This is a genomic window from Streptomyces sp. NPDC102283, assembly GCF_044766265.1.
Classification (GTDB): Bacteria; Actinomycetota; Actinomycetes; order Streptomycetales; family Streptomycetaceae; genus Streptomyces.
The window spans coordinates 472,702-484,588 of record NZ_JBIWLQ010000005.1 but is presented as its reverse complement, the minus strand read 5'-3'; the positions used below and the strand labels follow the sequence as shown (position 1 = coordinate 484,588).

Here is an 11,887-nt window from a genome sequence, read left to right as displayed (position 1 = left end):
CGTTGACTTTTGGCACGCTGTTGAGTTCTCAAGGAACGGACGCTTCCTTCGGTCCCGTATCACCGGGGCCCTCCGGGCGCTTCCCTTCGTTTACTGCTTTGTCTTGCTGTCCTGCGTTTCCGACTCTATCAGACTCTTTCGTGTCCGATTCCCGGTCGAAGCGGGCCCCGCATCTCGCTTTCCAGGTTCTTCGCTTTCGCGTTTTCCCTTTCCGGCGAGTCCGACTTTACCAGACTCTTTTCCGTTCCGTTTCCGGTCCGAATTTGATTTCCGGTGGCCAGCGGAGTGACCTTACCTTTCGGCAGATCCGACTTTATCAGAAACTCTCGGAGCTAAACGAACGGCTCGATGAGATTTCGAGAAAGGAGAATCACTTGGCCCGGCGGAGTTAACAGGCACTCCTGCACGAGCGGGATAGATACTACGCGCTCAACTCGAACCTGTCTAGTCCGAGGCAACCGTTCAAATCTACCTCCCCACATTCACCGTGTCAACGGTTTTTGTGGGCTTGGAGGACACTAGCAGGTCAGCAGGGGTGAAAGCACATCGGCCGTCAGGCTGCCGTGGGAAGTTCGGCGCTGCGTTCGACCGCTGCGAGGTCACCTGTGTCGCCGGCGCGGGCCGCACGGCCGCCCAGGATGTAGACGTATGCGAGAAAGGCCAGCTCAGCGGCGATGCCGATCGTGATCCGGGCCCAGGTCGGAAGGCCGGACGGGGTCACGAATCCCTCGATGAGTCCGGAGACGAACAGGACCAGTGCCAGACCGATCGCCATGCCCAGGGCGGCGCGGCCCTGCTGAGCCAGGGCGGTCCTGCGTGACAGGGGGCCCGGGTCGATCACGGTCCAGCCGAGGCGTAGCCCTGTGCCGGCGGCGACGAACACCGCGGTCAGTTCGAGCAGACCGTGGGGCAGGACCAGGCCGAGGAAGACGTCGAGACGGCCCGCGGAGGACATGAGGCCTATGCCCACGCCGAGGTTCAGCATGTTGAGGAAGAGGATCCAGATCACGGGTATACAGAGAAACGCCCCCAGGACCAGGCACAGGGCCGCGGCCTGCGCATTGTTCGTCCACACCTGCGCCGCGAACGACGCGGCCGGGTGGCTGGAGTAGTAGGTCTCGTACTCCCCGCCCGGCCGGGTCATCGCACGGAGGTCATCCGGCGCGGCGATCGCGGCCTGTACCTCGGGGTGCGTACCGATCCACCAGCCCAGCAGTGCCGCCAGCGCTGTCGAGAGCACTGCCGTGGGAATCCACCAGTGACGCGAGCGGTAGACCGCCGCGGGAAATCCCACCGTGAGGAACCGGGCCGCGTCCCGCCAGGAGGCCTTACGGGTGCCGGTCACCGTCGACCGGGCGCGGGCCACGAGCTGGGTGAGGCGTCCGGTGAGGAGCGGGTCGGGGCTGCTCGACTGGACCAGCGAGAGGTGGGTCGCCGTGCGCTGGTAGAGGACGACGAGTTCGTCCGCTTCCGCGCCCGTGAGGCGGCGCCCCCGGCGGAGGAGGTGTTCGAGGCGGTCCCACTCCGTGCGGTGGGCGGTGACGAAGACGTCGAGGTCCATGGGCGTCTGTTGCTCCAGGCAAGGGTGCGTACAGGTATGTACTGCTGCGGGGCGCTGGCGGTCAGCTTGGCAGACTGTGCCCGGCTGGGGCAGAGAAGGTCGGCGAAGGGTGGGGCCCGATGAGTGATCTGGTGACCGGGGACGCGGTCGTTCTGAGGTTGAGGCCCGCGCGGCTGCCGAGCCGGGCGCTGGCCTCGGCGATAGACCTGGCGGTGACGTTCGTCGTCTTCATCCTGGTATCGGTCGTGCTGGGCGTCGCTTCCGTCTCCTTGGACGAGGCCGCGGTCGCGGCGATCGGGGTCGCCTCCTTCCTGCTGGTGCTGATCGGTGGGCCGGTCGCGGTGGAGACGCTGAGTCATGGCCGCTCACTGGGAAAGCTGGCCTGTGGGCTGCGGGTGGTGCGGGACGACGGTGGGCCGATCCGGTTCCGGCACGCACTCGTGCGCGGGGCGATGGGGCTTGTCGAGATCCTCATGACCTTCGGCGCCGTGGCCTCGGTCGCGTCGCTGGTGTCGGCGCGGGGACGCCGGATCGGTGACGTGTTCGCCGGGACGCTGGTGATCCGGGAACGGGTCGCGGCCACGGGCCGGTCCGTCTCCGTGCCGCCTCCCCCGCCCTGGTTGGTCGGCCGGTTCGCGCAGGTGGATCTGTCTGCCGTGCCCGAAGAACTCTGGCTCGCGATACGGCAGTACCTGACCCGGATGCAGCAGCTGGATCCCGGCGTGGGCCGTTCGATCGCGGAACGGCTGGCAGGTGACCTGGTCGCACGGACGGGAGCCGCCGCGCCGCAGGGCGTTCCGGCCGCCGCGTTCCTGGCCGCGGTGGTTCATGAGCGGCAGTCACGGGATGCGCGGCGCGTGTTCGCCGGGCCTCGCGCCGAGGGGGCCTCCGTACCGTCCGGGGTCGTCGCGCCTGGCGGGTCGGGTGGGCTCTTCGGGGGGTCGGTGCCTGCCGTGGCCGGGGGGTACACCGGGGCTCCTGGGGGCTCCGTAGCCGCTCGGGTCGGTGATTTCGGTGGGGCTGTGGAGTCCCGTGGTGAGGGCGGCTCCGCCGGTGGAGGTGCCGCCGAGGGCGGTTCCGGAGCGGGGCGCGGTGCCGACGGTGGCCACGGGCCGCGACGTGGGAGTGCTCCCTCGGGCGGGTTCGCTCCGCCCGGCTAGTCGGCTAGACGGTGTCCGGCGCGGGCGGCGACAGGTCCTGGCCGGCCCGGGTGTCCGAGGCGCGGGGGGAGGGTGGCGTCTCCAGGTGTTCGAGCTCGATGCCGGGGGCCGCGAGAACCACGTCACCGGCGATGTGGATGGTGTGCTGTTCCCCGGTGTCCAGGGCGCTGACCTGGTATTCGTCCACGATCAGGGGGCCGTTGTCAGTGGTGTGCGCTTCACTGTTCACCAGGGCCCAGGACTGGTCGACGGTCCTGGGGGCGAGGACCGGGTCCGTGAAGGTGACCACGCGGACGCGGGTCGTGGGGGAAGCGGGGGTGAGACGCAGGAGGCGGGTCATGGCGACGAGGAAAGCGGGGGACGTGCCGGCGAAGGCGTGGGCGCGGACATTGCCTTCGGTGGCGTGGCTGCCGGTCGGGTCGGTCCGGACCCAGGTGACCCCTTCCAGGGCTGCTCCTCGCACCTGCCAGCTCGCGGCGTGGAGTTCGAGGCGGATGGGCCTGCCCAGCTCGTCCAGGGCGAGGTCGACGGAGCCGAGGTGGTCTCCGGTGGGGGCTGTGGTCTGGGAGACGTAGCGCCAGCCGGAGGGGCCGGGGGCACAGTGGAAGTGTTCTTCACCGAGGGGGGTGTGATCGTGAAGGTCGTGGAGCGAATACCTGCCGCGGGGCATGGGGTCCTTCGGGTTCCTCGGGTCGTACGGGGGCGGTAACGGGAGCAGGCCCCCGGCACGGGGGTGCGGGGGCCTGCGCTCGGATCTGCTGCCGCGGGCTGTGACGCCGCTCGGCGTTCGGGAGGCCGGCCTTCCGAACGCCGAGGGGGGATCAGTGGCCTCGGGTGGATCAGTAGCGGTAGTGGTCGGGCTTGTACGGGCCCGCTACCTCGACACCGATGTACGCCGCCTGCTCGGGGCGCAGCGTCGTGAGCTTGACGCCCAGGGCGTCGAGGTGGAGTCGGGCGACCTTCTCGTCCAGGTGCTTGGGCAGCACGTACACGTCGGTCGGGTACTCCTCGGGCTTCGTGAACAGCTCGATCTGCGCGAGGGTTTGGTCCGCGAAGCTGTTGGACATCACGAAGGACGGGTGCCCGGTCGCGTTGCCCAGGTTGAGGAGGCGGCCCTCGGACAGGACGATGAGGACCTTGCCGTCGGGGAACTTCCAGGTGTGGACCTGGGGCTTGACCTCGTCCTTGACGATGCCGTCGATCTTCGCGAGGCCGGCCATGTCGATCTCGTTGTCGAAGTGGCCGATGTTCCCGACGATCGCCTGGTGCTTCATCCGGGCCATGTCCTTGGCCATGATGATGTCCTTGTTGCCCGTCGTGGTGACGAAGATGTCCGCCTGCTCCACGACGTCGTCCAGCGTGGCCACCTGGTAGCCGTCCATCGCCGCCTGCAGCGCGCAGATCGGGTCGATCTCCGTGATGATCACCCGGGCGCCCTGGCCGCGCAGGGACTCCGCGCAGCCCTTGCCCACGTCGCCGTAGCCGAAGACGACAGCGGTCTTGCCGCCGATCAGGACGTCGGTGGCGCGGTTGATGCCGTCGATCAGGGAGTGGCGGCAGCCGTACTTGTTGTCGAACTTCGACTTGGTCACCGCGTCGTTCACGTTGATCGCGGGGAACAGGAGGGAACCGTCACGGTGCATCTCGTACAGGCGGTGGACACCCGTCGTCGTCTCCTCGGTGACACCGCGGATCTCGGACGCCAGCTGGGTCCACTTCTGCGGCGCCTCGCCGAGGGTGCGGTTCAGCAGGGTGAGGATGTGGGCGAACTCCTCGCTGTCCGCGGTCGACGGGTCCGGGGCTGCGCCGGCCTTCTCGAACTCGACGCCCTTGTGGACGAGGAGGGTGGCGTCGCCACCGTCGTCCAGGATCATGTTCGGACCGCCGGTGGGGGTGTTCGGCCAGGTCAGCGCCTGCTCCGTGCACCACCAGTACTCCTCCAGCGTCTCGCCCTTCCAGGCGAAGACGGGGACGCCCGCGGGGGCTTCCGGAGTGCCGTTCGGGCCGACCGCGATGGCCGCGGCGGCGTGGTCCTGGGTGGAGAAGATGTTGCAGGAGGCCCAGCGGACCTCGGCGCCCAGGGCGACGAGGGTCTCGATGAGCACGGCGGTCTGCACGGTCATGTGCAGCGAGCCGGTGATACGGGCGCCGGCCAGCGGCTGAGCGGCGGCGAACTCCTTGCGGATCGACATCAGGCCGGGCATCTCGTGCTCGGCGAGCGTGATCTCCTTGCGCCCGAAGGCGGCGAGGGAGAGGTCGGCGACCTTGAAGTCCTGGCGGTTGGTGGCCGTCGTCATAACGGGCTGCTCCTCGTGATGGGTCGAGGGTGGGCTGTCTGGGCTGACTCTGCGGCACGGCGGGCACACGAATGCCCGGGCGGTTCGCAGTGCAGTCCGTCGGAGGCCCTCTGTCCCTCGCCCGGCTCGCTCGCGCCAGCCGGTCGACCGCCATCAGCAGCGACGTCTGTTATCCGTATCCGAATCTACACCGAACGGCCCAGTGAGCCCCAGCCCGTTCGCGGAGAGGGGCGTGTGTGAGGGGTCACCGGGCCGATCGGGGCTGATGTGCGGTGGGTCAGTGGCCAGATTCCTTCGAAGCCGGGCCGTCTTCCGTGTCGGTGCCCGGGTTGGTTCCGGTCGCTGCGGCCTCCGCGTTGTAGATGTCCGGCTCCAGGTAGATGACCCGGGCGATCGGGCACGCCGCGCGGATGCGGTTCTCGGCGGCGTTGATGGCGTCGGCCACCTCGGTCGCGGTCTCGTCGTGCCGGACCGCGATCTTGGCGGCGACCAGCAGTTCCTCGGGGCCGAGGTGGAGGGTGCGCATGTGGATGATGCGGGTGACCGTCTCGCCGTCGACCACGGCCGCCTTGATGTTCTCGACGTCCTCGATGCCGGCGGACTCGCCGAGCAGGAGGGACTTCGTCTCGACGGCCAGGACGATCGCGATGAGGATCAGCAGAATGCCGATGCAGAGGGTGCCGATGCCGTCCCAGACTCCGTTGCCGGTGCCGAGGGCCAGGCCGACGCCCGCGAGCGCCAGGACCAGGCCGACGAGCGCGCCGAGGTCCTCCAGGAGAACGACCGGCAGTTCGGGCGCCTTGGAGCGGCGGACGAATTCGGTCCAGGAGCGGTCTCCGCGCGTCTGGTTGGACTCACGGATCGCCGTACGGAAGGAGAAGATCTCCGCGATGATCGCGAAGACCAGCACCCCGACCGGCCAGTACCAGGCCTCGATCTCGTGCGGATCCTTGATCTTCTCGTAGCCCTCGTAGACCGCGAACATGCCGCCGACCGAGAAGAGGACGATGGAGACGAGGAACGCGTAGATGTAGCGCTCGCGCCCGTAGCCGAAGGGGTGCTGAGGGGTGGCGTCGCGCTTCGCCTTCTTGCCGCCGAGCAGCAGGAGTCCCTGGTTGCCCGAGTCGGCGAGCGAGTGGACGCTCTCCGCGAGCATCGACGACGAACCACTGAAGAGGAACGCTACGAATTTGGCCACGGCGATCGAGAGGTTGGCGACGAGTGCCGCCACGATCGCCTTGGTTCCGCCTGACGCGCTCATGAGTGCGTGGTGTCCCTTCGTCGGTGTGCGGCAGGTGCCGCCGCGGTGAGGCGGCACATTGTTGCAGCCGTCGGGACGGTCCGTGGGTCAGGCGGCCACGGTGGCCCGGAAGAGTGTTCCCTGTCCCGCCGCTTCGGCGGTCTCGCCGGCCGGAACGTACGCGGACTCCCCCGGTTCGAGGGCGAGTTCGCCGACGGTGACCGAGCCCGCCGTGCAGAGCAGGATCTGGGGCGTGGGGGCGGTCAGTTCGGTGGGGGCCGCCCCTGGGGCGAGGGTGAAGCGGGACAGGGCGAACTCGTCGGCCGGGGTCTCGTAGAGCTCCTCGCCCGAGGGTGCCGCCTCCGGGCGCAGCACGCCGGGCTCGGTGGCCTCGAACCGGACGACCCGCAGGAGTTCGGGGACGTCGATGTGCTTGGGGGTCAGGCCGCAGCGCAGCACGTTGTCCGAGTTGGCCATGATCTCGACGCCGAGGCCGTCGAGGTAGGCATGCGGGACGCCCGCGCCGAGGAACAGGGCTTCGCCGGGCTGGAGTTGCACGTAGTTCAGCAGCATCGCGGCCAGTACGCCGGGGTCGCCGGGGAAGTGGTGGGCGATACGGGCGTACGGGGCGTGGACGCCGCCGAGACGCTCGGCGGCAGCGGCCGCCTCCGCCACGGTCTCGGCCATCTCCGCCGGTTCCGCGCCGAGGATCGCCGTGAGCACCTCGCGGAGCGCCGCTTCCTCCGGGTGGGCGCGGAGGAGGTCCACGTACGGCTTGAGGGAGTCGACCCCGAGCGCCTCCATCGCGTCCGCCGCCTCGGTGGGGCTGCGGAAGCCGCACAGTCCGTCGAAGGGGGTGAGGGCGCAGATGAGTTCGGGCTTGTGGTTCGCGTCCTTGTACGTGCGGTGCGGGGCGTCGATCGGGACGCCCCGGGACTCCTCGTCGGCGTAGCCCTCACGGGCCTGTTCCAGATTCGGGTGGACCTGGACGGAGAGGGGGGCGCCGGCGGCGAGGAGCTTCAGGAGGAAGGGGAGGCGGGGGCCGAACCGGGCGACCGTGGGCGCGCCCAGCTCCCCCTCCGGGTCGGCGTCGATGGCCTCGGTGAGCGCCAGCTCCGTCTCACCGGCCGCGGTGGTGCGGGTGATACGCGAGGGCGCTCCGGGGTGGGCCCCCATCCACATCTCGGCCTGGGGTTCGCCGGTGGGCGCGGTGCCGAGCAGGGCGGGAATGGCCGTGGTGGACCCCCAGGCGTAGGGGCGCACGGTGTTGGACAGCCGGTCCATGGAGTCGTCCTCAGGTGGGGCGGGGCGGGTGGGTGTGGCACCAGGGGTATCAGTGGTGCGTGAGGTTCTGGGGTCGTGGGGGTGGCCGGAGGGTAACGCGGCGCGGTCCCTGCCTGTGCTTTCCTCGCGCGGTCCTCGCGCGGTGTGCTCCGTGAGGTGTTTCCTGTGGGGTGTTTCCTGTGGGGTGTTTCCTGTGGGCACGGTGCCTGGGGGCCGTGGGCGCTGTGCCCGGGGGGCGTGTGCTTCTGTCAGGGCTGCGTCAGGGCTGGGGGGCCGAGGCCAGTGCCAGGTAGACCGCCGCGAAGTCGGTGATCGCGAGCAGTTCGGCCACGGCCTCCAGTGCGCTGCCCTCCTCCGGCTCCAGCTCGCTCACGGGGGTGTCGTGGCCGAGCGCCAGCTCCCGTGCCGCCGGGTAGGCGCTGAGGCCTCCTGTCGGGCGGTCCCGGAGCAGGACGACCCGGGCCCTCAGCGTCTCGCCCTCGTCGACCCGGTCGCGGAAGAAGTCGTCGGGGTCCGCGCCGGCCGCGAAGTCCCCGGCGAGGAGCGTGCCGTGCGAGGGCAGTGCCTCGGGCAGTTCCGCGGACAGGGCGGGGCGGCCGGCGAGTTCGGACAGTACGGCGGCGAAGCGGCGTCCCACCGGGCCCGCGGCGTCACCCTCCGTCCACAGCAGCGGCAGGCTGTCGGCGAGCTCGGCCGCGAGTGTCTTGGCCGGGTTGCCGTACGTGGCGATGGCCGGACCGCAGCGTTCCGCGGTGCGGTCCAGGCGGTCCGCGACCTTCTGCAGGTCCTCGGGAGGCGCGGTCACCAGGCCGACCCGGTCCAAAAGCGCCAGCAGGGGGGTGAGCAGCGCCCACAGGGTGCCGGGGCCGGCGGCGGAGGTCTCCGCGTCGTACTCGCCGTGCGGGGCGGCGGCCATCGGGACGACCAGGCCGTGCACCCCGTCGACCGCCTCGCGCAGCGGTGAACGGGTGGGGGCGACGGCGACGACGGTGCAGCCGCGGCGGTAGGCCTGCTCGGCGAGCCGGGCGAGGCCCGGTTCGGAACCGTCGGCGGTCGCGATGAGGAGCAGGTCCACGGAGCCGGCCCAGCCGGGCAGGGCCCAGCGGAGGGCGCCGGGAGCGGCGGCCACGCCCGTGGGGTGGATGCGTACGACGGGGGCGGCCGCGCCCGCCAGTGCGCCGATCAGGTCGGCCACCCCGGAGGCAGCGGTGCCGGGGCCCGCCACGAGGACGGCTCGGGGCCGGCCCTCCGGGTTCAGGCCACCGATGCCGGCTTCGGCCGCGTGCCGGGCGGCGGTACGGACCCGGGCGCCGGCCTCGGCGGCGCCGCGCAGCAGTTCGCGGCGGTCGGCTCGGGCCAGGGCTTCCGGGGCGTCGAGCAGGGACTCGTCGAGCATGGCGATGGGCCTCCGATCACCGGGCGGGTCGCGGGCTGCGGATACGGGTACGGGCGGCGTGGCCGCCGGGGCGGGCACGGTGCCGAACGGTGGCCCCTACCTGTGGTCGGGCCCGGCTGTCGTGCGCTGCCGGGTGCCGTTCCGCGTCGTCCGGCGTCGCCCTGCCCATACGCGTGCCGCTCGCGGTCAGGCGGGGCGGCGCGCCTCGTCGACGAGAAGGACCGGGATGCCGTCCCGGACCGGGTAGGCCAGGCCGCAGTCGTCGCCCGAGCAGACCAGCTCGGGGCTGTCCGCCGCCGAACGGTCGTCGAGCGGGGAGTGGCAGGCAGGGCAGGCCAGGATCTCCAGGAGGCCGGCTTCGAGCGCCATGGGGTGAGTCCCTTCGAGCATGCGAGTTCCGATCCGCGTGGATCAGGCGTCGTCAGCCTACCGCTGGGGTGGAGGGGGCGCGGCCCGGCCGGGGGGACGAAACGGGGGATGCGGGTGGGCGCCTGTGTGTGGGGGTTGCCGTGCGAGGTGGGGTGCGGGTGCGGGTGGCGGGTGCGGGTGCGGGTGGCGGGCGCAGGCTCGGGTGGCGGGCGCAGGCTCGGGTGGCGGGCGCAGGCTCGGGTGGCGAAGGTGGGCGCCTGCGGCGTGCTTCTCCCCGCCCCGCCCCTTCCCGTAACCGGAGCTCCGCCCCGGACCCCGCTCCTCAAACGCCGGAGGGGCTGAATGCGCGGGGCCCAAGGAGGAATGGGCGTGGGGTGGGGAGCGAACGTCGGAGGGGCTGAATGCGCCGGGCCCAAGAAGGGATGGGCCTGGGGTGGGGCGGGGTGGGGAGCAAACGTCGGAGGGGCTGAATGCGCCGGGCCCAAGAAGGGATGGGCCTGGGGTGGGGCGGGGTGGGGAGCAGACGCCGGAGGGGCTGAATGCGCCGGGCCCAAGAAGGGATGGGCCCGGGGTGGGGAGCAGGCTTCGGAGGTGCCTAGCGGGGTCCGAGCGGACGTCTGCTGGTTCAGGCTTCGCGGATCAGGCCAAGGACCTCGTCGCGTACCGCCGCCATCGTCTTCTCGTCCCGCGCCTCGACGTTCAGGCGCAGGAGCGGTTCCGTGTTCGAGGCGCGGAGGTTGAACCACCAGTCGGCGGCCGTGACCGTGAGGCCGTCCAGGTCGTCGAAGGTGATGCCGTCGCGGGCGCCGTAGACCTTCCTGACCGCGGCCAGGCTGCCTGCCTGGTCGGCGACGGTGGAGTTGATCTCGCCGGAGCCGCTGTACCGGTCGTACTCCGCGACCAGTTCGGAGAGCGGCTTCTGCTGGCCGCCGAGTGCGGCCAGTACGTGGAGGGCGGCGAGCATGCCCGTATCGGCGTTCCAGAAGTCGCGGAAGTAGTAGTGCGCCGAGTGCTCGCCGCCGAAGATCGCGCCGTGCTCCGCCATCTCCGTCTTGATGAAGGAGTGGCCGACGCGGGTGCGGACCGGGGTGCCGCCGTTCTCGCGGACCACCTCGGGGACGGACCAGGAGGTGATCAGGTTGTGGATGACGATGCCCTCGCCGCCGTTGCGGACCAGCTCTCGGGCGGCGACCAGGGCCGTGATCGCGGAGGGGGAGACGCCCGCGCCCCGCTCGTCGACCACGAAGCAGCGGTCCGCGTCGCCGTCGAAGGCGAGGCCGAGGTCGGCGCCCTCGGCGAGGACACGGGCCTGGAGGTCGACGATGTTCTTGGGGTCGAGGGGGTTGGCCTCGTGGTTGGGGAAGGTCCCGTCCAGCTCGAAGTACAGGGGGACCAGGTCGAGCGGGAGGCCTCCGAGGACCGTGGGGACCGTGTGGCCGCCCATGCCGTTGCCCGCGTCGACCACGACCTTGAGGGGGCGGATCGCCTTGAGGTCGACCAGGCCGAGGAGGTGGGCAGCGTAGTCGGTGAGGGTGTCCCGCTCGGTGATCGTGCCGGGGGCGGTGGCGGCCGTCGGCCGAGGGGTGCCTTCCGACCACTGCTCGACCAGGGTGCGGATCTCGGCGAGGCCGGTGTCCTGGCCGACCGGGGCGGCGCCCGCCCGGCACATCTTGATGCCGTTGTACTGCGCCGGGTTGTGCGAGGCCGTGAACATCGCCCCGGGGAGGCCGAGGGCCCCCGACGCGTAGTACAGCTGGTCCGTCGAGCAGAGGCCGATGAGCGTGACATCCGCGCCCCTGGCCGCCGCGCCCCGGGCGAACGCGCCGGCGAGACCGGGCGACGTGGGGCGCATGTCGTGGCCGATCACGATCGCGTCGGCGGCCGTGACCTGGACGAACGCGGCTCCGAAGAGTTCGGCCAGCGATTCGTCCCACTGGTCGGGCACTACGCCGCGCACGTCGTACGCCTTCACGAGCTGCGACAGATCAGCAACCACGGCCGGTCCTCCTGGGGTCTTTGCGGACCGCCCAAACTACCCGGCCTGGCCGCACCTCAGGATGGGGCCTCGGGATGGGCCGGGAAGTCGGCTTCAGGAGTCCGGTGAGCGCAGCACTCTCAGGTGACCTCGGCGGGCCACTTCCACCGGGTCGGCGGCGCGTGGTCCCCGGCCCCCGCCGTCCCGGCCCCGGTCGTGCGGGCGTGCCGCTTCGCGGACCGCGTTGGCCAGTGCTTCGAGGTCGTCGCCGCTGGGGTGTGCCGGTGCGGAGCCGTCGGAGAGCCGCACCACTTCCCAACCCCGTGGCGCGGTAAGCCGCTCACTGTGTTCGGCGCAGAGGTCGTAACAGTGGGGCTCGGCGTAGGTGGCGAGCGGGCCGAGGACCGCAGTCGAATCGGCATAGACGTACGTCAGTGTCGCGACGGCAGGGCGGCCGCACGCGGTGCGCGAACAGCGACGTACAGGGCTCACGATGTTGGACGGTACCGCACTCTTGAGCGGGCTGCGACGACTCCCCCCTCGGGTCACCCCACCGTGTCGCCCTGTGGCCTGCGGCACGGCCGCGTTCCAGGCGACTGCCCTGA

10 protein-coding genes are annotated in these 11,887 nt (G+C 71.0%); 1 reads left to right on the top strand and 9 read right to left on the bottom strand.

Annotated features, from left to right (window positions below; translation table 11 throughout):
• Positions 1-553: 553 nt before the first annotated feature.
• The gene (locus ACIRJT_RS13615) at positions 554-1,561 is read right to left on the bottom strand and encodes a stage II sporulation protein M (RefSeq protein ID WP_403908223.1); all 1,008 of its coding nucleotides are present in this window, start codon (positions 1,559-1,561) and stop codon (positions 554-556) included.
• Positions 1,562-1,680: 119 nt separating this feature from the next.
• On the opposite strand from ACIRJT_RS13615, the gene ACIRJT_RS13610 reads away from it, so the two are divergent.
• Entirely contained in the window at positions 1,681-2,721 is a 1,041-nt protein-coding gene (locus tag ACIRJT_RS13610; protein ID WP_403908221.1) for an RDD family protein, read from the top strand.
• A 4-nt stretch (positions 2,722-2,725) separates the two neighbouring features.
• Here ACIRJT_RS13610 and ACIRJT_RS13605 read toward each other — a convergent pair whose 3' ends face one another.
• The 8 genes from ACIRJT_RS13605 to ACIRJT_RS13570 form a co-directional block, all read right to left on the bottom strand.
• Complete coding sequence (locus ACIRJT_RS13605) at positions 2,726-3,391, bottom strand: hypothetical protein (RefSeq protein WP_403908219.1); 666 nt, start codon at positions 3,389-3,391, stop codon at positions 2,726-2,728.
• A gap of 169 nt (positions 3,392-3,560) precedes the next feature.
• Positions 3,561-5,018 (bottom strand): adenosylhomocysteinase, encoded by a 1,458-nt coding sequence (gene ahcY, locus ACIRJT_RS13600; RefSeq protein WP_403908218.1) that lies wholly within the window; start codon positions 5,016-5,018, stop codon positions 3,561-3,563.
• A 277-nt stretch (positions 5,019-5,295) separates the two neighbouring features.
• Positions 5,296-6,279 carry a cation diffusion facilitator family transporter gene (locus tag ACIRJT_RS13595; RefSeq protein ID WP_403908216.1) on the bottom strand — a complete coding sequence of 328 codons (984 nt, stop codon included), beginning with the start codon at positions 6,277-6,279 and terminating at the stop codon, positions 5,296-5,298.
• 87 nt (positions 6,280-6,366) lie between these two features.
• Positions 6,367-7,542, bottom strand: a complete 1,176-nt coding sequence (gene manA / locus ACIRJT_RS13590; protein ID WP_403908214.1) for a mannose-6-phosphate isomerase, class I — start codon at positions 7,540-7,542, stop codon at positions 6,367-6,369.
• Positions 7,543-7,801: 259 nt separating this feature from the next.
• Positions 7,802-8,938 carry an SIS domain-containing protein gene (locus ACIRJT_RS13585; protein ID WP_403908212.1) on the bottom strand — a complete coding sequence of 379 codons (1,137 nt, stop codon included), beginning with the start codon at positions 8,936-8,938 and terminating at the stop codon, positions 7,802-7,804.
• Positions 8,939-9,124: 186 nt separating this feature from the next.
• Positions 9,125-9,307 carry a Trm112 family protein gene (locus ACIRJT_RS13580; RefSeq protein ID WP_403908210.1) on the bottom strand — a complete coding sequence of 61 codons (183 nt, stop codon included), beginning with the start codon at positions 9,305-9,307 and terminating at the stop codon, positions 9,125-9,127.
• Positions 9,308-9,932: 625 nt separating this feature from the next.
• Positions 9,933-11,303 (bottom strand): phosphomannomutase/phosphoglucomutase, encoded by a 1,371-nt coding sequence (locus ACIRJT_RS13575; RefSeq protein ID WP_403908208.1) that lies wholly within the window; start codon positions 11,301-11,303, stop codon positions 9,933-9,935.
• Positions 11,304-11,396: 93 nt separating this feature from the next.
• A complete protein-coding gene (locus ACIRJT_RS13570) occupies positions 11,397-11,831 on the bottom strand; it encodes a DUF3499 domain-containing protein (RefSeq protein ID WP_403908206.1) in 435 nt (144 codons plus the stop codon).
• Between the last annotated feature and the right edge of the window lie 56 nt (positions 11,832-11,887).

Bases quoted from the DNA above. Each gene is read 5' to 3' on its own strand.
- ACIRJT_RS13595 (WP_403908216.1), bottom strand. From the start codon at position 6,279: ATGAGCGCGTCAGGCGGAACCAAGGCGATCGTGGCGGCACTCGTCGCC.
- ACIRJT_RS13615 (WP_403908223.1), bottom strand. From the start codon at position 1,561: ATGGACCTCGACGTCTTCGTCACCGCCCACCGCACGGAGTGGGACCGC.
- manA (WP_403908214.1), bottom strand. From the start codon at position 7,542: ATGGACCGGCTGTCCAACACCGTGCGCCCCTACGCCTGGGGGTCCACC.
- ACIRJT_RS13585 (WP_403908212.1), bottom strand. From the start codon at position 8,938: ATGCTCGACGAGTCCCTGCTCGACGCCCCGGAAGCCCTGGCCCGAGCC.
- ACIRJT_RS13610 (WP_403908221.1), top strand. From the start codon at position 1,681: ATGAGTGATCTGGTGACCGGGGACGCGGTCGTTCTGAGGTTGAGGCCC.
- ahcY (WP_403908218.1), bottom strand. From the start codon at position 5,018: ATGACGACGGCCACCAACCGCCAGGACTTCAAGGTCGCCGACCTCTCC.
- ACIRJT_RS13605 (WP_403908219.1), bottom strand. From the start codon at position 3,391: ATGCCCCGCGGCAGGTATTCGCTCCACGACCTTCACGATCACACCCCC.
- ACIRJT_RS13580 (WP_403908210.1), bottom strand. From the start codon at position 9,307: ATGGCGCTCGAAGCCGGCCTCCTGGAGATCCTGGCCTGCCCTGCCTGC.